We start from the raw sequence: 18,109 nt of genomic DNA on the forward strand, positions 1-18,109 counted from the left end.
CTTGCCACCACGCATGCCAGGGCGACGGCGGTAGCCGGTCTGCGAGCGCAGTCCTGAGGTTGCCCCCGAACCCTGGAGTGCATAGCCCCAACCCGGAGAATGCCGGGATGGGAGGATGAGTTGAACGAGAAGCAAACGAGAGCGAAGTACACGCCGGAGTTCAAGCAGGAGGCTGTGCGGCAGGTCAAGGCCGGACGCGCCGCGTCGGCCGTGGCCGCGACGCTGGGCATGCCCAAGGCGAGCCTGACGAACTGGGTGCGGGACGATGCGAAGGGTCGGTTGGCAGTGACGCCCGAAGGCAAGGCCACAGCGTCGACAGTCACGCCCGAGCAGGCGGAGATCGCGCGGTTGAGGGCGCAGGTGGCCCGGTTGACGATGGAGCGCGACATCGCAAAAAAAGCCGCGGCGTACTTTGCGCAGGACGTGCTGCAAAGTACGCCTGGATTTTCTCGATGAAGGGGCGCTGGCCGATCACACTGATGTGCGAGGTTTTGCAGGTCAGTGCCAGCGGATACTTCCGCTGGGATGCGTCCACGCGCGGTACCGAGCACGGTCCTCGCGGGCGACACAGCGACGACGCCTTGCTGATCCACATCCGAGCCATCCACGAGCAGTTGCGCGGCGAGTACGGCTGGCCGCGCATGCACCGCGAACTGCTGGCCCGCGGTCTGCGCGTGGGCAAGGAGCGGGTGCGCCGGTTGATGCAGCGCCACGGCATCCGGGCCAAGGGTAAGCGCAAGTTCGTGGTGACCACCGACAGCGCGCACGGCTTGCCGGTGGCCCCGGACCTGGTGCAGCGCCGCTTCACGCCGGCAGCGCCCAACGTGGTGTGGAGCGGCGACATCACCTACATCGCTACCGACGAAGGTTGGCTGTACCTGGCCGCCGTGCTGGACCTGCACAGCCGCCAAGTGGTGGGCTGGAGCCTGCAGGCGCACATGCAGACCTCGCTGGTCAAGGATGCGCTGCTGATGGCGTGCTTTCGGCGCAGGCCGGCCGCGGGCTTGATCTTTCACAGCGACAGGGGCAGCCAGTATTGCAGCCAGGACTTCCAGGACACGCTGACGGCCTGGGGCATATGCAGCTCGATGTCCCGCAAAGGAAATTGCTGGGACAACGCCCCCACCGAGAGCCTGTGGGGGCGGCTGAAGACGGCCTGCGTCCACGGCCAGCGGTTTGCCACACGCGAGCAGGCCAGGCAGGCGATCATGGACTGGATCGCCTTCTACAACCACACACGGCTACATTCGGCGCTGGGCTACCTCAGCCCGATGCAATTCGAACAACGCTGGTTGGCGGCGCAGCGCAAATCTGCCGCTTGATGATCGGGTTACGCACTCCGGTTTTCAGGGGCAACTTCAGGCTCGCCCTGTGGAACACTCGACACACTTCGCTGGGCACGCTGGATTTCTATTTCGAGCACGCGCACATGAAGCAACTGAAGGCGGTAGGCGGCGGTACGAGGTGACCCGCACGCAGCGCCAGGACCTATCGGACGGTCAAGGCTCGATCGCGGCGCCGCCTTCGCGGAGCGAACCAAGGTTCGCCGGCGATCTCGCTCTTGTCGGCCAGGAGCAGTCCGTCGCATGAGGAGCCAGCTGGCAGCTCTAGGCTGATTGCAGCCGCTCGGAGTTGAGACTCGAACGACCGGCTGATCCAGAAGCAGCCGGTCATTGGCAGCTAGCGCTTTCGTCTCATCGATTGCGGCGACTGCCCTTAAATTTCCGTTCGCTCGGAAATCTCCAGGGCATCATCAACCTCGATGCCAAGGTACCTGACCGTTGATTCCAGCTTTGAGTGCCCAAGGAGCAATTGCACTGCGCGCAGATTCTTTGTTCGTCGGTAAATCTGCGTTGCCTTGGTCCTTCGCATGGAGTGTATGCCGTAGTCCGCGCGGTCCAGTCCAAGGTCGTCGACCCAATGCCCAAGAATTCTGGCGTACTGTCGGGTTTCAAGATGAGGTGAATCGTGGAGCCTGCTTGGAAACAGGAATTGTTCTGACTTCAGCCCGGCCTGTTTGATCCACGTCTGCAGGGCGTCTCGGGTGGTCTGTGTGATTTCGAATTGCACCGGACGCTGAGTCTTGCTCTGCATGACGATGACACGTGTGGCCATCTGATCTCCATGGCACACGTCCCGGACCTTGAGGGCCACAAGGTCGCATGCGCGCAGCTTGCTGTCGATGCCTAGGTTGAACAGTGCAGCTCACGCACCCGACCTTCAATCTGGAGGCGGACATGCAGCGCCCAAATGTCCTTCAGCTTAAAAGGTGCCTTTTGCCCGACGATCTTTCCCTTGTTCCACGGCTCGCGATGATCGGCATTACCTGCGGTTTTCATGATGGTCTCCCACCGAGTTGAGGGCTTTATAGGATGCGCCCTCGCATCGTTAGATTACCGTCTATTACCCGCAGCTAGCGAACAATGTGCAGCGCTCGGCGTCGACGTCCGACACAGACATCGCCGATGTACCCGGTATGCGCTGCACCGAATCGGGTGATCTGTCCGTCATGACGCGCATAGGCTCGAATGCCCCGCACCAATCGCATGGAGATTGACCGGAGCCATCAGAGTCGTCGTCTACATGCTCCCTCCATCAGGTAACAGATGAGAGAAGCCTCAAGTATTTGACGGAATTAGGCCACCACGCTTTTTAGTTTCCATTGTTTGACCAGGCCGTAGATCGCCGGAATCACCGCCAGCGTGAGCACGGTCGAAGAAATCATCCCGCCCACCATCGGGGCAGCGATACGACTCATCACTTCCGAGCCGGTGCCGGTCCCCCACAGGATGGGCAGCAGGCCCGCCATGATGGCAACCACGGTCATCATCTTGGGGCGCACCCGTTCGACTGCGCCTTCCATGATGGCTTCGTAGAGGTCGGCCACGCTAGGCTCCTTGTTCTCCGATCGGCGCCGTGCCTGAATTTCTTCCCAGGCATGGTCGAGATAGATCAGCATGATGACGCCCGTCTCTGCTGCCACCCCGGCCAGTGCGATGAAGCCCACCGCGACAGCCACCGACATGTTGTAGCCCAGCCACCACATAAGCCAGATGCCCCCCACAAGGGCAAACGGCACCGACAGCATGACGATCAAGGTTTCGGTCAGGCGCTTGAAGTTCAGGTACAGCAGCAGGAAGATGATGAGCAAGGTGACCGGGATGACGACCTTCATCTTCTGCACCGCGCGCTCCATGGATTCGAACTGGCCGCTCCAGGTGGCGTAGTAGCCGGGCGGGAACTGAACTTGCTCGTTCACGGCCTTGCGCGCGTCGGCCACATAACCGCCGATGTCGCGGTCCCGGATGTCGACAAAGATATAGGCCGACAGCAGCGCGTTTTCGGTACGGATGCCGGGTGCCCCCTTGGCGACTTCCACGCGCGCCACCTGTCCCAGCGGGACCATGGCGCCGTCCATGGTGGGCACCAGCACTTCACGGGCGATCTGCTGCGGGTCGGCGCGCAGATCGCGCGGGTAGCGCACCGTCACGCCAAAGCGCTCGCGGCCTTCCACCGTGGTGGTCACCATTTCGCCGCCCAAGGCCGTGCCAATGACGTCCTGCAGCTCTCCTACCCCCAGGCCGTAGCGTGCCAGCTGCGCCCGGTCGGGTTCAATATTGAGGTAAAAGCCCCCTGTGATGCGTTCCGCGAACGCCGAGGTCGTTCCGGGCACCTGCTTGACCACGGTCTCGATCTCGCGCGCCAGGCGCTCCATCTCGCCCAGGTCCTTGCCGAAGACCTTGATCCCGATGGGCGTGCGGATGCCGGTGGAAAGCATGTCGATGCGGGCCTTGATGGGCATGGTCCAGGCGTTGGACACGCCAGGAAACTGCAGTGCCTGGTCCAACTCCGCGATCAGCTTGTCGATCGTCATGCCCGTGCGCCACTCGGACTCCGGCTTGAGGTTGATGACGGTTTCGAACATCTCGGTCGGTGCCGGGTCCGTGGCCGTGTTGGCGCGCCCGGCTTTGCCGTACACCGACGCCACCTCGGGGAAGCTCTTGATGATCTTGTTCTGCGTCTGCATCAGCTCGGCCGCCTTGGTGATGGACATCCCGGGCAGCGACGCGGGCATGTACAGCAGCGTGCCTTCGTTGAGCGTGGGCATGAACTCCGAGCCGAGCTGGCTGGCGGGGTAGAACGACACGCCCAGCACGATGATCGACGTGGCAACCGTCAGTTTCTTCCACCGCATCACGGCGGCGATGATGGGACGGTAGATCCAGATGAGGAACCGGTTCACCGGGTTGCGTGCCTCCGGCATGATGCGCCCACGGATGAACAGCATCATCAGCACGGGCACCAGCGTCACCGACAGTAGCGCGGCACCGGCCATGGCAAAGGTTTTGGTATAGGCCAGTGGCGAGAACAGGCGGCCTTCCTGCGACTCCAGCGTGAACACCGGCAGGAAGGACACGGTGATGATGAGCAGCGAGAAGAACAAAGCCGGGCCCACCTCCTTGCAGGCGGCAATCATGGCTTCCACGCGATCGGTGTTGGTGTGCTCCTCGGACAGGCGCTCCAGGTGCTTGTGGGCGTTCTCGATCATGACGATGGCCGCGTCCACCATGGCACCGATGGCAATGGCGATGCCCCCCAGGCTCATCAGGTTGGAGTTCATGCCCAACAGGCGCATGGAAATGAAGGCGATCAGCACCCCCACCGGGAGCATCAGGATCGCCACCAAGGCTGAGCGCACATGCATCAGGAAGACCACGCAGACCAGCGCGACGATCAGGCTTTCTTCGATCAGTGTGCGCTTGAGCGTTTCAATCGCGCGGTGAATCAGGTCGGAGCGGTCGTACACCGCCTCGATGGTGACGCCCTGCGGCAGGCCGGTCGACACCTCGGCGATCTTCTCCTTCAGGTTGTGAATCACTTCCAGCGCGTTCTGGCCGTAGCGCGCCATGGCAATGCCCGAGACCACCTCGCCCTCGCCATTGAGTTCCGTCAGACCCCGGCGCTCGTCGGGCGCCAACTCCACGCGGGCGATGTCACGGATGAGAACCGGCGTGCCCTTGTCGGCCTTGACCACCAGGTTCTCGATGTCGCCAACGCCCCGCAGGTAGCCCTTGCCGCGCACCATGTACTCGGTCTCGGCCATCTCCACCACGCGGCCACCCACGTCGCGGTTGGAGTCGCGCACCACCTGCGACACCTTGGCCAAGGGAATACCGTAGGCGCGCAGCTTCACCGGATCGACGGTAATCTGGTAGGTCTGCACGAAGCCGCCGATGGATGCCACCTCGGCCACGCCATGGGCCTTGGTGAGCTGGTAGCGCAGGTACCAATCCTGCAGCGTGCGCAGCTCGGCCAGGGTCTTGTCCTTGGCCAGCAGCGCATACTGGTAGACCCAGCCCACGCCGGTGGCGTCTGGCCCGATCTGCGGCGTCACGCCCTTGGGCATGCGCCCGGCGGCGAAGTTGAGGTATTCGAGCACACGCGAGCGGGCCCAGTAGATATCGGTGCCGTCCTCGAAGATGATGTAGACGAACGAGGCGCCGAAGAAGGAGAAGCCGCGCACCACCTTGGACTTGGGGACCGACAGCATGGAGGTGGTCAGCGGGTACGTGACCTGGTCCTCGACCACCTGCGGGGCCTGGCCCGGGTATTCGGTGTAGACAATAACCTGTACGTCCGACAGGTCCGGCAGAGCGTCCAGCGGCGTCTTGAGCACGGCATAGACCCCACCCACGACGACGAACAGGGTCGCCAGCAGCACCAGGAAACGGTTTCTCCCAGACCAGTCAATGATCTTCGCAAGCATGGTGTCTCCCGAGGATCAGTTGTGGCCGGCGTGCGGATTGGCCGTGGTTTTGCCCCGGGGCTTGGCGGCGGTGATCACCCACTCGCCCTGGCCGCGTTCGACGAATTCGAACGCCACCGCCGCGCCCGGTTGAAGGTCCTTCAGCAAGGCACTGTTCGCCACCTTGAACTCCATGGACATGGCCGGCCATTTGAGGCTGGCCACCGGGCCATGCGCCAGGGTGACCGTGGAGGTTTTGGTGTCGACCTCCTCCACCGTGCCTTCGGCCTGGTGGCCCACGCCGGTGACGGCCTGGGTACTGGTGGAACCCTCCGTGGGGATTTGCGCACCGTGCCCTGCATGTCCCAGGCTCCCGACGGCAGCCTTGAGGTTGCTTTCCGCATCGATGAGGAAGTTGGCGGCCACCACCACCATCTCGCCATCCCGCACGCCCTCGATGATTTCGATGCGGTCCTCGCTGCGGGCACCGACCTTCACGTCACGGGGCTCGAAACGGCCCTCCTGGAGTTGCACCAGCACGATCTGGCGCGTGCCGCTGTCGATGACGGCCGACGTCGGCACCGTCAGGACGGCCCCCTTCGAGGTGGCGGGCAGTTCCACCTGGGCAAACATGCCCGGCTTCAGCAGTCCGCCTGGATTGGCCAATTCAACCCGCACGGGCACGGTGCGGGTTTCCGCCGTGAGTGTGGGATAGACGTAGGTGATGGAGCCGGTGAACACCTTGTCGGGGTAGGCATTGATGCGAACCGATGCCTTCGTGCCGGGCTTGACCAGGCCGATGTCCTGTTCGAACACATCGGCGATCACCCACACGGACGATAGATTGGTGACCTGGTAGAGCGCGTCGCCCGGCATGAAGCGCATGCCTTGCACGGCCTTCTTTTCGGTCACGATACCCGCCACCGGCGAGCGGAACGTGAGCGTGCGGCGCGCCGCGCTCGACTGGGCCAGCGCCTTCACCTGTTCGTCCGAAATATCCCAGTTGCGCAGGCGCGCCAGGCTGGATTCGGCGAGCTGGCGCATGCCGTTCTGCGTTTCCTCGCTGGCGCCTTTCAAGGCATCGACCCCCTGGGCGGCGATGACGTATTCGCGCTGCGCCGACACCAGCTCCGGGCTGTAGACCTCGAACAAGGGCTGACCCTTGCCCACGGCCTGTCCGGTGGCATTGACATGCAGGCGTTCGACGTAGCCTTCGAACTTGGGCGTGATGGCGTAGGTCAGGCGCTCGTCGGGCTCCACGCGGCCTGCGGCGCGCAGCATTTTGTCCAGGGAGCGCAAACTGGCGGCCTCGACACGAACCCCGAGCTTCTGGACCTTGTCGGTGCTGATCTTGATCTGATTGGTGCTCCCAGCATCCGGCTCTTGCTCGCCTTCGTAGACCGCGATGTAGTCCATCCCCATCGGGTCCTTCTTGGGCGTGGGTGAGGTATCGGGCAACCCCATCGGATTGCGGTAATACAGAACCTTGCGCTCCTTTTTGTCGCTTGCCGAACCCACTGTCGAAACCGCTTGCGCCGACCCTTGCGCGGCGGATTGCCGCTGACCGTACCAGTAGCCACCGCCCGCAGCCAGTGCCGTGGCCGCCAGCACGAGCGCGCCTACCTTGAGATTTGTTGTCATAGTTCTTCTCCAACGATGCGCTCGATGTCTGCCAGCCGCGTTTGCGCGGCCACACCTGCCTTGACCTGGTTGAGCTTGGCCTGGCGGATTTGCCTCTGGGCATCCAGCAGCGTGGCGAAGTCCACCTTGCCGGATTCATAGCCTGCCAACGCGGACCGGTAGGTCAGTTCCGACTGGGGCAGCAGGCTCTCCGTGGTCAATGCCAGCGTGCGGCGCGCTGCCTCCAGGCCAGCGACGTTTTCATATAGATCGGCGAGCACCTGGTTGGTGGCGATTTCGCGGCGCGAGCGCGCGGCCTCCAGCATGGCCTGCGCCTCCCGCTCCTGCGCGCGCCGGGTATCCTGCTGCAGCGGAATGGTGACCTCGACCATCAATTCCCATTCCCGGACCGACTTGCCGTACTGAATGGGCGACACCCCCACCGCGAAGTCCGGATAGCGGTTCTTGTAGGTGAGTTCGCGGTTTTTTTCCGCCGCCCGGATCTGTGATTCCTCGGTTCTCAACAGCGGATTGCTGGCCCGCGCGCGCTGCTCCAGGACATCAAAGCGCATGCTCTCGGATGCAGGAAGCGTGCGAATGCGCTCCGGCGTGGCCAACGCCTCGCTGGCGGGACGCCCCACGAGCGCTTTCAACCGCGCCTGCAGCTGGCTACGTTCCGCTTCGAGGGCAATCAATTCATTGCGCATGCTGGTCTGCTCCAACTGCGCGCGGATCACGTCCTGCTGCGCCGCCAGTCCGCTGGCATAGCGCACCTGGGCCACCTTCTCCAGGCGTGCCATCAGATCCAGGATCTCCCGGGTGAGCCGTTCATTCTGGTCAAGGTAGTAAAGCTGAGCGTAGGCCGTCTTGATCTTGGCGGCCAATTCGCTCCAGGTACCCGCCACCCGTCCCCGCGCTGCCTCTGCCTGCAGTTCAGCGGCTTCACGCTTGAGACCCCGTTTCCCAAACCATGGCAGCTCCTGCGTGAAGATGTAGCGTGTGCTGCCGACCCGCCCTGGCAGCAGCGTCGGATTGCGCTCGCCCATCCGGGTGATGTCGCGCAGCTCCATGCTGAACTTTGGGTCGGGCAAGGCCCCGGCGGGCACCACCCGCTCTGCGGCGGCATCGGCTTCGAACTGCATGCTGGCGAATTCTGGATTGCCCTCCCGCGCCGCAACCAACAGCCCTTCCAGATGGGCGCCAAGTCGCCCCTCCTGACTGAAACTGGTCTGGCTGAAAACGAGTGCCAGCACAGCGGCGCCGACGGATAGTCTCAAGCGGATCGCGGGCATCACTTACCTTCCGATCCACGCAAGGCAGTGTTCAATTGGTCAACGACCTCCGCCCAATCCGCATCCAGCAATATTTCATCCCGCAGCAGGGACGATTGCGCTTCGTTCCAGAAAGGGGCGTTTTCCAGCCGGATGGATGGGTGGAGTGGGCTGTGGCGCGCCAGGAATTCCTGGATGCTCCGGGTGTCAGAGGCCAGCCCCAGTTGTTGAAATAGCTCGGTGAACCGATGGTAGGTCGAATCCATGGTGTTGATTCCCTCAGTGTTCTTGCCGGCGCGTCGGATCAGGAGCGCCATCCCATGCGGCCATTCTCGACAGGCGGGCCTGATAGAAGGATGAGCCTCAGATTACTTTTCTGTTATCTGCGGCTGGCGGCTAACTGCAGCAACTGCGCTGCAGCTGTACCGGCGGGCAAGGCATGGATCCGAACGAGCAAAACACGCAGCAATCCCCCGGGCGAGGTCGCAGAAGTGCCTTGCACTGGCGGCATTCGTAGAAATACTGGCAGGCATTCGTGGGCATCGATTCCTGCCGTGCGAAGCCGCAGTGCGGGCAGGTCAGCACGGATTCGAGAAGAGCGGCATTCATGGTTTTTGCGGGGAGGTGCCTACACCATCAATGGCCACGGCGCAGTCGCAGCGCATTGAAAATCACCGACGCCGAACTGAGGCTCATCGCCAATGCCGCGATCAGAGGGGACAGAAGCCACCCGGTGAACGGATACAGCACGCCAGCGGCAATCGGCACGCCGATGCCGTTGTAGACAAAAGCGAAGAGCAGGTTCTGGCGCATGTTCCGGACGGTGTCGACGGAAATGTCCCGTGCTGCCGTGATACCGCGCAAGTCGCCCTTGACCAGCGTGACCTGGCCGCTGTTCATGGCCACGTCGGTGCCGGTGCCCATGGCCACGCCGACGTCGGCCTTGGCCAACGCGGGGGCATCGTTGATGCCATCGCCGGCCATGGCGACGATATGGCCGCCTCTCTGAAGCTTGTCCACAAGCGCCAGCTTGTCGACTGGCTTGACCTCTCCATGCACTTCGTCGATGCCGAGCCTCGCGCCCACGGCCTTGGCCGTGGTCAGACCGTCGCCGGTCGCCATCACGATGCGCAGGCCGCTGGCATGGAGCGTCCGGATCGCATCCGGTGTGGTGGACTTGATGGGGTCGGTCACGGCCAGAATGCCGGCCAACTGTGTCTGGCCTGAATTGGGAGGTGGCGGACTTTCAGGAACTGGCGAAGATTGTGGCCGTTATAGCAGTCGGTCAGGTCGTACATGCCGCGCGGATCCTGGATCAGCTTGAGAAAAATGCACCAGCGATTTCGATTCCGCAATTAAACGAGGCTGCGTGTGAACAACTAACCATCAAGTCGGGCCTGAATCCAGAGCAAGAAAAAGCGGCGCGCGCCCACCGTGACGGTTTTCTCTTCGAGTGCATTTCTTGGATCGCAACACGGCAAGGAGCAAACGACCGAATCTTCCAGAAAGATCCCCACATAAGTGCTACTTCGCAAGGTCTCGACGGATTGGTAGTTGAGCTTGAACCGATGAAGGCACAAATCAAGACGGTGACGATCTGCGAAGACAAGTGCACGGACTACCCACGGAATAAATTTCGGGACGAGGTGATGCCTACATTCACGGAGCACCACGGAAACCAGGTGCGTGGACGCGAGTTGCTCGCGACGGCGGTGGACATCATCAAGTCCAAGTTCACCAACGACACGGAGGCATTGATTGCAGCCCAAAGAGTAATGGAGCTAGGCCGCCGCCGCTACCGTGCAGCCTTGACAGTGGACGCCACCATCGTTACCCCGGCAAAGCGGGCCAAGCTGTTTAAGGACTACAACGGACTGGCAGGTATCGAGCAGTCTCAGCGAATAGGTGCCACCTTCGTAATGAGCGGGGACCGACGAAACCCTCAAGAAGATTGCCCATGAGCTGACCGAGAACCTGCGCCAGAACCTGACGGTGGATTGGTCAGAACGTGAGAGCGTCAGGGCCAAGCTGCGACTGATGGTCAAGCGGGTCTTGCGCAAGTACAAGTACCCGCCAGACTTGCAGGAAGAGGCGGTGGACTTGGTGCTGCGGCAGGCGCAGGTGTTTGGGGAGAGCTGGGGCGGCGGTTAGCCTGACTCCGGGGCGATGGGATTCAGCCTGGTGCCGTGGAAGCCGGTGATTGAGCAGCGGCTGGGACAGCAGATCGCCGCGACGGTGCGCGGCGGTGGGGTGTCATGGGAAATTGGACGGCGGCCTGGGCTGTCCCGAGGTTAGTCAGGCCGACGCCAGCGATCCCACAGAATGGATTCAACGTGCTCTGCTGGAGCACCAACTGGGGGCTATCAACCCCGGGAGTAGAGACGCAGACGCGCGGAGCGTTCGGCAGGTGACTCGCTCAGCAGTTCGTTGATTACTTGCTCACGCGTCTTGCCAGAACTTACATCAGGTGTGCGGATGGGGTAGTTGCTCTCACCATAAGAAAGGCGGCCTTGCCGCATCGCAGCCTCGGTCTCCGCCTTGACTTGGGCGCGGGTTTTCTCGCTCTTGAAGTGTTCCGGGTGAACGATTACGCTCTTTTCATTGTTGGCAGGATGCTCGTAGGCTGCCGAAGCCATCCCTGGAAGGCCCAGAGCAACCACTGCGGTTGCGGCTGCGATCATGGAAGAAAGGGAGAGGCGTTGTTGGGTCATGGTTGAAGCTCCTAAGGAAGGTGGATGAAACTTGCATCTCTCATGCCTTGGTCGGGCGTTGAGGAGATGTGTTCATCGTAGGGAGCGCACCCCAACAGAATCCGGACAGCCAGATGAGATTGTTGTCAGCTTGATGGCTGTGAGCCACGGTGAGGAAACATCAAGGTGAAGCAGGTTCGCCCGTCGCCCGACGTCGCCGTGACGCTACCGCCGTGGGCCTCAGCGATGGCACGTGTGATGGCCAGGCCCAGCCCGGAGCCATCGGAGTCCGGATGGGCCCTGGAAGCATCGGCTCGGTAGAAGCGGTCGAACAGCCGGGGCAGGATCTTGGCATCGATGTCGGTTCCAGTGTTCTCCACGGCCACTGTCGTGGTTTGTGCCGTGCTGGTGATACGGATGGTGATGTCGCCGGCCTCGGGCGTGTAACGCAGGGCATTGGACAGCAGGTTGCTCACCGCACGGCGGAACATCAGGCGATCGCCTTCGACCTCGCCGTCTCCTTTCAACTGGAGCCGGATGCGTTTTTCCTCGGCCACGGCCTCGTAGAACTCCAGCAGCGCCAGCGCGTCCTGGCGGGCGGAAAACCGCTCCTTGTGCGGCAGATCCACGCCGCGCTCGGTCTTGGCTAGGAACAGCATGTCGGACACCATGCGTGCCAAACGCTGAAATTCCTCGGCATTGGAGGCCAGGATGTCGCGGTACGTCGCGGCATCGCGCTTGGTCGTCAGCGCCACCTGCGTCTGCGTCAGCAGGTTGCTGATGGGGGTGCGCAGCTCGTGCGCGAGGTCCGACGCGAAATCGGTAAGGCGCTGGAAGTCCTCCTGCAGGCGGTCCAGCATGCGGTTCAGCTCTTGCGCCAGATCGGCCATTTCCACCGGCACGGCCTCAACTGGCATGCGCTCGGACAATTTCTGACCTGTGACCACGGCTGCGCGTGACTTCATTTCACGCAGAGGCGCCAGTCCTTGACGCGCCGCGAGCCACGACAGTAGCCCACACACGATGATGGCCGCGATCACGTAGAACGCCAGACTGCTGCGCAGCTCAGTGAGGAATTGGGTGTGGTGTTTTGTATCCGCTGCGATCAACACCTGCAACGCTGATGCGGAGTAAGCCGGGGCAGTTCCAAAGCTCAATGTGTGGAACTCGGTATCGTGGTGACGCCAAACCCCGAAAACACTCGTCTCCTCGGTACTCAGGGCATCGCCGCTTTGCACATTGAGGTTGGATGTTGACGATTGAAAAATGCGCTCTCCCTGGGGGTTCTGCACCAGGACATAGAGATCATGGTGATAGTTCAAAGCTTCGCTCAAGCGCAAGCTTGCGTCGTCCACTGAGTTGGCATTGCCAAGAATTTCCTCGATCAAATGCCGCTTTTCCTGCAGAGCCATCCGGTCCAGTTCGACGAAATGCTGCTCAATTTCCACCAGAAAAAGACCTCCCAACCCAAGCACCACAGCAGCTGCCACCACGGTGAAGAACAGGGTGAGGCGACGGGTCAGCGAAAGCTTGCCCAAACGCAGTTTCGACTCCACCTATTCTTCCTCTGGCACGTCCAGCACATAGCCCATGCCGCGCACGGTCTGGATGAGCTTGAGGGGTTGGCCTTCATCGATCTTCATGCGCAGGCGGCGCATCGCCACTTCGATGACGTTGGTGTCGCTGTCAAAGTTCATGTCCCACACCTGCGAGGCGATCAGGGACCGTGGCAGCACTTCACCGTGTCGGCGCATCAGTAGCTCCAGCAGGCCGAATTCCTTGGCCGTCAGATCGATACGCTTGCCGTTGCGGGATACCCTGCGGCGCAGCAAATCCAGTTCCAGGTCGGCCACTCGCAGCGTGGTGCTCTCGTTGCCTGCATGGCCGCGCCGCAGGATGATGCGTACCCGGGCCAGTAACTCGGCAAACGAGAACGGCTTGACAAGGTAGTCGTCGGCCCCGAGTTCCAGTCCTTTGACACGATCTTCCACTTGATCGCGGGCAGTCAGGAACAGGACGGGCATTCCGATCCCCCGGTCACGCAGGGCTTGCAGCACTTGCCAGCCATTCAGGCCAGGCAGCATGACATCCAGGATCAGCAGGTCATATTCGCCCTGCAGGGACATATGCAGGCCATCCGCGCCGTTGGGCAGGAGGTCGGAAATGTATCCAGCTTCTGTCAAACCCTGACGCAGGTACTCACCCGTTTTGGGCTCGTCTTCGACGATCAATATTTTCACGTGTGCGCTTCCGTTCAATGCTTTGGCGAGAGTTTGCCAAGTTTGAGGCGTTCTGACAGGTAGATAACAACAATGTAATTTTCAGAACATCTGAATGAAAGGGTGGTCTCTCCAGAATCTCCACATCATGAGATCAAAGATTCTTTTAGAGGAGACCATGCTCACTTCCAGTTACCTGCCGCCCTTCAGGGCTCTGTTGCCTTCGACACTGGTGTTGTTTGCGGGGGCAGCTTTCGCACAAGCTCCAGCAGATACCGAGGCTCCCAAGCCTGCTCCGCTGGCAACGTTGCAATACGCGTCCCCTATCGGGGCTTATCAGGGCTATGCGGATCAACCGGTGCAATCCTGGCGCGAAGCCAATGATCGTGTGGGCCAGATTGGCGGCTGGCGCGCCTATGCTAAGGAAATCAAGTCGGGCGAGCCCGCGTCCGCCAAGGATGCTGCTCCTGCTAGCGATCCCCACACGGGCCATCACGGGGGAGGAAAACCATGATGCCTTTGCGTGCCACTCATGCCAAATTGGCTCTGTCCGCACTCGGATTGGCAGTGCTGACGGGATGTGCCAGCGTCAGCCTGGATCAGAACATCAATCGCGTCAACGACGAAGCTGGCAGTTTTACCGGGGGCAAGCTCGCGTTGGCTCGTACCCTGGATGAACGCGACCAGCGTGCGCAGGCCGCTCAAGCCTTGCTGGCGCAGCCTTTGGAGCAGAAAGATGCTGTCCAGTTGGCCTTGGTGAACAGCCCATCCCTGCAGACCCTTCTGGCGCAGGGTTGGGCAGAGTCGGCGGATGCCGCGCAGGCCGGGCGGATTGCCAACCCCATTTTCAGTTTTGAGCGCATGGTCGCAGGCGATGAGCTGGAGTTTGGGCGCGCTTTGTCCTTCGGCTTGCTGGATCTTTTGACGCTTCCCGCACGGCACGGCGGCGCTACCCGGCGCATTGAGCAAGCGCAATTGCGTCTGACCAGTGATGTGGTGGATCAGATCACCCGTGTGCGCCAGTCCTGGGTGCGGGCCGTGGCCGCGCAACAAACGCTCAAATATGCCAAGCAGGTCTATGACAGCGCGGAAGCAGGAGCCGAACTGGCCAAACGCATGCAGGGCGTGGGCAACTTCAACCGCATCACCCGCGCACGCGAGCAGGCTTTTTATGCCGATGCGGCCACCCGCCTGAGTACGGCCCAGCACCAGGTCACGGCCAGCCGGGAAGAACTGGTACGTTTGCTGGGGCTGGATGAAAGCCAGGCGCAGGCGCTCAAGCTTCCGGAACGTCTACCCGATCTCCCCAAGCAAGCACTGGATCCGCAGGCGGTTGGCTCGCTCGCTACCAAGGCACGCCTGGACATCCGCCTGGCGCAGACCGCGCTGGATGGCGCGGCCAAGGCCCAAGGCCTGAACATGGTGACCAGCTTCACCGATATCGAGCTCACCGGGCGTCGCAACACGACATTTGACAATGCCGAGGGCACCCGCTCCACCGCACGCGGCTGGGAAATCGATGTGCGCCTACCCCTCTTTGACTGGGGCGGAATGCAGCGCGATGCGATGAACGCCCGAACGCTGGCGGCCGCCAACCAGCTTGAAGGCACGGTGCGTTCCGCGGGCTCCAGCCTGCGTGAAAGCTATTCGGCCTATCGGACGGCCTACGACGTGGCGCGGCACTACCGCGACGAAGTGGTTCCGGTGCGCAAGGTGATCGCGGAGGAGAACCAGCTTCGCTACAACGGCATGCTGATCAGCGCCTTCGAACTGCTGGCCGACGCGCGCGACCAGGTCGGTGCCGTCACGGCGGCCCTGGACGCGCAGCAGCAATTCTGGCTGGCCGACGCCGCCCTCCAGGCATCCGTGATCGGACGCCCCACCAACACTACCTTGTCGGTCACCACCAGCGCCCCCAGCGACGCGGGTGCTGGTCACTGATGCAGAGACGATTGCCATGACATCCAGAAGAGATTTTTTCAAGTTCGCCGGTATTGCTGGCGGCGCCGTTGCGGCCGGCGCGGTCAGCCGTGTCGCCATGGCGGCCTTGCCCGAGCCCGTCATTCAGACCAGCCCGAACACCATGGCCCCGCTGATGCCCAATTCGGGACGGCCGTACAACCCAGTGGTGACGCTCAACGGCTGGACCCTGCCGTGGCGCATGAACCAGGGCATCAAGGAGTTCCACCTGGTGGCCGAACCGGTGGTGCGCGAAGTGGCCCCAGGTATGAAGGCCCACCTGTGGGGTTACAACGGACAGAGCCCCGGCCCGACCATCGAGGTCGTCGAGGGCGACCGTGTGCGCATCTTCGTGACCAATAGGCTGCCCGAGCACACCAGTGTTCACTGGCACGGCCAGCGCCTGCCCAACGGCATGGATGGCGTGACCGGTCTGACGCAGCCGGCCATTCCGTCCGGCAAGACCTTTGTCTACGAGTTCGTGGCGCGCCGCCCGGGCACCTTCATGTACCACCCGCACGGCGACGAGATGGTGCAGATGGCCATGGGCATGATGGGCTTCTGGGTCACGCACCCGAAAGCCAGGCACCCGTTGATCGATGAGGTGCAACGGGACTTTTGCTTCCTGCTCAGTGCATATGACATTGAACCAGGCGCCGCAACGCCGAAGGTCGCGGAGATGACGGACTTCAACCTGTGGACATGGAACAGCCGTGTCTTTCCCGGCATCGACTCTCTGAACGTGCGTCTCAACGACAAGGTGCGCATCCGCATGGGCAACCTCACCATGACCAATCACCCGATGCACTTGCATGGCCACGAATTCGTGGTCACGGGCACCGATGGCGGCCCGACGCCCAAAAGCACGCGCTGGCATGAAGTAACCACCGACGTAGCCGTGGGGCAGATGCGCCAGATCGAGTTCGTGGCTGACGAGGAAGGCGACTGGGCCTTCCACTGCCACAAGAGCCACCACACCATGAACGCAATGGGTCACGACATTCCCACCATGATTGGCGTAGACCACCGGGGCGTGGCCAAGAAGATCAACAACCTGATTCCCGACTACATGGTCATGGGCGAACGGGGCATGGCGGACATGACCGAGATGGAGATGCCCATTCCGGACAACACCGTCCCCATGATGACCGGGGAAGGCCCCTTCGGCTCGGTGGAGATGGGTGGCATGTTCAGCGTGCTCAAGGTGCGCCGCGACCAGAAGCCGGGCGACTACAAGGATCCGGGCTGGTACAAGCATCCCGCAGGCACGGTGGCGCATGAGTACACCGGCCCCATGGCTGAGCCCGCGCGCTTCAGCGCCGAGGGCGGCCAGTCCATGCCGCGCGCTCGCAAGCCTGCAACGCCGACCGAAGTCAAGGTGCGCAAGCCCACTTCGCATGGCGAGCATTGAGTTTCCCCTTCAGTTTTCAACGAGAGCCCATCCATGAAATTCACGCGATCCACTATTTCTCAACTCTTCGCTATGGCTGCGCTGGTCACATCGGGGGTAGCCTTCGCCAGCGGCACCCATGCAGGTGGCCACGGTGACGGGGGTGAGACAGCCATTGGCAAACCCGGCGTTGCCGCCAAGGCCGGTCGCATCATCACCATCGAAATGAGCGACAACATGCGTTACACGCCGTCGAACATTCAGGTCAAACAGGGCGAAACCGTGCGCTTCGTTGTCAAGAACGTCGGCCAGGTCAAGCACGAACTCAGCCTAGGCACCGAGAAGGAACTGCTGGAGCACCTGGAGCAGATGAAGAAGTTCCCGGACATGGAGCACGACGAACCCGGCAAGGTCACGCTCGCACCGGGCAAGCAGGGTGAAATCGTCTGGCAGTTCACCAAGGCGGGAGCCGTGAACTTTGCCTGCCTGATGCCTGGCCACTATGAGGCCGGCATGAAGGGCGCCATCAAGGTGGGCCGCAAGTGATGGCCTGAAGCGCCCACCACAGCCGGCCCAGCCATGGCAGGGCCAGCCCATAGATCCATCCATTTACCCAGAGGTCACCATGAACACCATCCAACGTCTGCTCACCATCTCCGCCCTCGCCATGGGCGCCGCCCTGCCGCTGGCGGGCCATGCACAGGTCAGTCCCAATTCAGGCCAGACTTCGGCTCCCGCACCCGCATCCATGACCGATGGCGAGGTCAAGAAGGTCGATCTGGACAACGGCAAGATCACCCTCAAGCACGGGGACATCAAGAACCTGGACATGCCCGGAATGACCATGGTCTTTACCGTCCGCGACAAGGGCCAACTCACCAACCTCAAGCCCGGCGACAAGGTGCAATTCATGGTCGTCCAGGAAGGCGGGAAGATGATCATCACGGACATCCAGCCCGTGCGCTGAGCAAATTCACAACCGCGCCATCTCGTCGGACGCGGCAGCCCTAGCCAACCCCTGCACCGCAAGGAGGATGCATCATGGTTCACATTCGCCATACCCTGATCGGCCTCTGTGTCGCCGCCGCCTCCGTGGGCGTGCTGGCGCAAGGCTCCGACGAGCACAAGGACCACCAACGATGCAATTCACGCCGGTGATGGTTGAATCGCCCCGGGTTTTCTAGACACCTCTGAGCCTCAAACCTGAGGCCCAA

Annotated in this window: 15 protein-coding genes and 4 pseudogenes; 9 read left to right on the plus strand and 10 right to left on the minus strand. The window is 62.0% G+C overall.

Translation table 11 applies throughout. The features are described 5' to 3' along the window. Positions 1–120 precede the first annotated feature (120 nt). Positions 121–1,322, plus strand: a protein-coding gene (locus tag RT282_RS17020) for an IS3 family transposase (protein WP_370661957.1) whose coding sequence is annotated in 2 segments (ribosomal slippage) — positions 121–391 and positions 391–1,322 — 1,203 coding nt in all. Because the reading frame shifts where the segments join, the coding sequence is not laid out codon by codon here. A 394-nt stretch (positions 1,323–1,716) separates the two neighbouring features. Here RT282_RS17020 and RT282_RS17025 read toward each other — a convergent pair. The 7 genes and pseudogenes from RT282_RS17025 to RT282_RS17055 all read right to left on the minus strand — a co-directional run. Then, positions 1,717–2,339 (minus strand): annotated as a pseudogene (locus RT282_RS17025) (tyrosine-type recombinase/integrase). A 296-nt stretch (positions 2,340–2,635) separates the two neighbouring features. Continuing rightward, positions 2,636–5,767: an efflux RND transporter permease subunit gene (locus RT282_RS17030; RefSeq protein ID WP_313316210.1), complete on the minus strand. Its 3,132-nt coding sequence runs from the start codon at positions 5,765–5,767 to the stop codon at positions 2,636–2,638. Between the two features lie 15 nt (positions 5,768–5,782). Continuing rightward, the gene (locus tag RT282_RS17035; RefSeq protein WP_312757649.1) at positions 5,783–7,387 is read right to left on the minus strand and encodes an efflux RND transporter periplasmic adaptor subunit; all 1,605 of its coding nucleotides are present in this window, start codon (positions 7,385–7,387) and stop codon (positions 5,783–5,785) included. Then, positions 7,384–8,658 carry a TolC family protein gene (locus RT282_RS17040; RefSeq protein WP_312302483.1) on the minus strand — a complete coding sequence of 425 codons (1,275 nt, stop codon included), beginning with the start codon at positions 8,656–8,658 and terminating at the stop codon, positions 7,384–7,386. The genes RT282_RS17035 and RT282_RS17040 overlap by 4 nt, the downstream gene beginning before the upstream one ends. Beyond that, positions 8,658–8,903: a DUF2789 domain-containing protein gene (locus tag RT282_RS17045; protein ID WP_312302542.1), complete on the minus strand. Its 246-nt coding sequence runs from the start codon at positions 8,901–8,903 to the stop codon at positions 8,658–8,660. The genes RT282_RS17040 and RT282_RS17045 overlap by 1 nt, the downstream gene beginning before the upstream one ends. A gap of 130 nt (positions 8,904–9,033) precedes the next feature. After that, positions 9,034–9,246, minus strand: coding sequence for a GDCCVxC domain-containing (seleno)protein (locus tag RT282_RS17050; RefSeq protein WP_231403441.1), 213 nt, complete (start codon positions 9,244–9,246; stop codon positions 9,034–9,036). Between the two features lie 27 nt (positions 9,247–9,273). Further along, a pseudogene (locus tag RT282_RS17055) lies at positions 9,274–9,852 on the minus strand (HAD-IC family P-type ATPase); the annotation flags it as partial. Between RT282_RS17055 and RT282_RS17060 the strand changes: the two are divergent. The 3 genes and pseudogenes from RT282_RS17060 to RT282_RS17070 form a co-directional block, all read left to right on the plus strand. Next, positions 9,852–10,598 carry a hypothetical protein gene (locus tag RT282_RS17060; RefSeq protein ID WP_312757647.1) on the plus strand — a complete coding sequence of 249 codons (747 nt, stop codon included), beginning with the start codon at positions 9,852–9,854 and terminating at the stop codon, positions 10,596–10,598. The pseudogene RT282_RS17055 and the gene RT282_RS17060 sit on opposite strands and share 1 nt — an antisense overlap. Then, positions 10,567–10,788 (plus strand): annotated as a pseudogene (locus tag RT282_RS17065) (type I restriction enzyme endonuclease domain-containing protein); the annotation flags it as partial. The gene RT282_RS17060 and the pseudogene RT282_RS17065, both read left to right, overlap by 32 nt. Before the next feature lie 15 nt (positions 10,789–10,803). Next, positions 10,804–10,932, plus strand: a pseudogene (locus RT282_RS17070) (DUF3363 domain-containing protein); the annotation flags it as partial. 68 nt (positions 10,933–11,000) lie between these two features. Here RT282_RS17070 and RT282_RS17075 read toward each other — a convergent pair. The 3 genes from RT282_RS17075 to RT282_RS17085 form a co-directional block, all read right to left on the minus strand. After that, on the minus strand, positions 11,001–11,348 hold the full coding sequence (locus RT282_RS17075) for a DUF4148 domain-containing protein (protein WP_312302496.1): 348 nt from the start codon (positions 11,346–11,348) through the stop codon (positions 11,001–11,003). Between the two features lie 125 nt (positions 11,349–11,473). Continuing rightward, the gene (locus RT282_RS17080; protein ID WP_182121143.1) at positions 11,474–12,883 is read right to left on the minus strand and encodes a heavy metal sensor histidine kinase; all 1,410 of its coding nucleotides are present in this window, start codon (positions 12,881–12,883) and stop codon (positions 11,474–11,476) included. Beyond that, positions 12,884–13,567 (minus strand): heavy metal response regulator transcription factor, encoded by a 684-nt coding sequence (locus RT282_RS17085; RefSeq protein WP_313316215.1) that lies wholly within the window; start codon positions 13,565–13,567, stop codon positions 12,884–12,886. It lies immediately after the preceding gene. A gap of 157 nt (positions 13,568–13,724) precedes the next feature. Between RT282_RS17085 and RT282_RS17090 the strand changes: the two genes are divergently transcribed. The 5 genes from RT282_RS17090 to RT282_RS17110 all read left to right on the plus strand — a co-directional run bounded on the left by RT282_RS17090 (position 13,725) and on the right by RT282_RS17110 (position 17,862). Next, on the plus strand, positions 13,725–14,060 hold the full coding sequence (locus RT282_RS17090) for a hypothetical protein (RefSeq protein ID WP_242638333.1): 336 nt from the start codon (positions 13,725–13,727) through the stop codon (positions 14,058–14,060). Continuing rightward, complete coding sequence (locus tag RT282_RS17095; protein WP_312302514.1) at positions 14,057–15,487, plus strand: TolC family protein; 1,431 nt, start codon at positions 14,057–14,059, stop codon at positions 15,485–15,487. Before RT282_RS17090 ends, RT282_RS17095 begins: the two co-directional genes overlap by 4 nt. 16 nt (positions 15,488–15,503) lie before the next feature. Then, positions 15,504–16,916: a copper oxidase gene (locus tag RT282_RS17100; protein ID WP_312302516.1), complete on the plus strand. Its 1,413-nt coding sequence runs from the start codon at positions 15,504–15,506 to the stop codon at positions 16,914–16,916. A 33-nt stretch (positions 16,917–16,949) separates the two neighbouring features. Next, a complete protein-coding gene (locus RT282_RS17105) occupies positions 16,950–17,441 on the plus strand; it encodes a cupredoxin family protein (RefSeq protein ID WP_312302519.1) in 492 nt (163 codons plus the stop codon). 79 nt (positions 17,442–17,520) lie between these two features. Next, complete coding sequence (locus RT282_RS17110; RefSeq protein ID WP_207375577.1) at positions 17,521–17,862, plus strand: copper-binding protein; 342 nt, start codon at positions 17,521–17,523, stop codon at positions 17,860–17,862. The last annotated feature ends 247 nt before the right edge of the window (positions 17,863–18,109 follow it).

Source organism: Pulveribacter sp., from assembly GCF_032079985.1.
Lineage (GTDB): Bacteria > Pseudomonadota > Gammaproteobacteria > Burkholderiales > Burkholderiaceae_C > Melaminivora.

Coding starts and splice junctions, on each gene's coding strand:
- RT282_RS17095 (WP_312302514.1), top strand. CDS start 14,057: ATGATGCCTTTGCGTGCCACTCATGCCAAATTGGCTCTGTCCGCACTC.
- RT282_RS17110 (WP_207375577.1), top strand. CDS start 17,521: ATGAACACCATCCAACGTCTGCTCACCATCTCCGCCCTCGCCATGGGC.
- RT282_RS17030 (WP_313316210.1), bottom strand. CDS start 5,767: ATGCTTGCGAAGATCATTGACTGGTCTGGGAGAAACCGTTTCCTGGTG.
- RT282_RS17090 (WP_242638333.1), top strand. CDS start 13,725: ATGCTCACTTCCAGTTACCTGCCGCCCTTCAGGGCTCTGTTGCCTTCG.
- RT282_RS17105 (WP_312302519.1), top strand. CDS start 16,950: ATGAAATTCACGCGATCCACTATTTCTCAACTCTTCGCTATGGCTGCG.
- RT282_RS17100 (WP_312302516.1), top strand. CDS start 15,504: ATGACATCCAGAAGAGATTTTTTCAAGTTCGCCGGTATTGCTGGCGGC.
- RT282_RS17035 (WP_312757649.1), bottom strand. CDS start 7,387: ATGACAACAAATCTCAAGGTAGGCGCGCTCGTGCTGGCGGCCACGGCA.
- RT282_RS17075 (WP_312302496.1), bottom strand. CDS start 11,348: ATGACCCAACAACGCCTCTCCCTTTCTTCCATGATCGCAGCCGCAACC.
- RT282_RS17040 (WP_312302483.1), bottom strand. CDS start 8,658: ATGCCCGCGATCCGCTTGAGACTATCCGTCGGCGCCGCTGTGCTGGCA.
- RT282_RS17050 (WP_231403441.1), bottom strand. CDS start 9,246: ATGAATGCCGCTCTTCTCGAATCCGTGCTGACCTGCCCGCACTGCGGC.
- RT282_RS17045 (WP_312302542.1), bottom strand. CDS start 8,903: ATGGATTCGACCTACCATCGGTTCACCGAGCTATTTCAACAACTGGGG.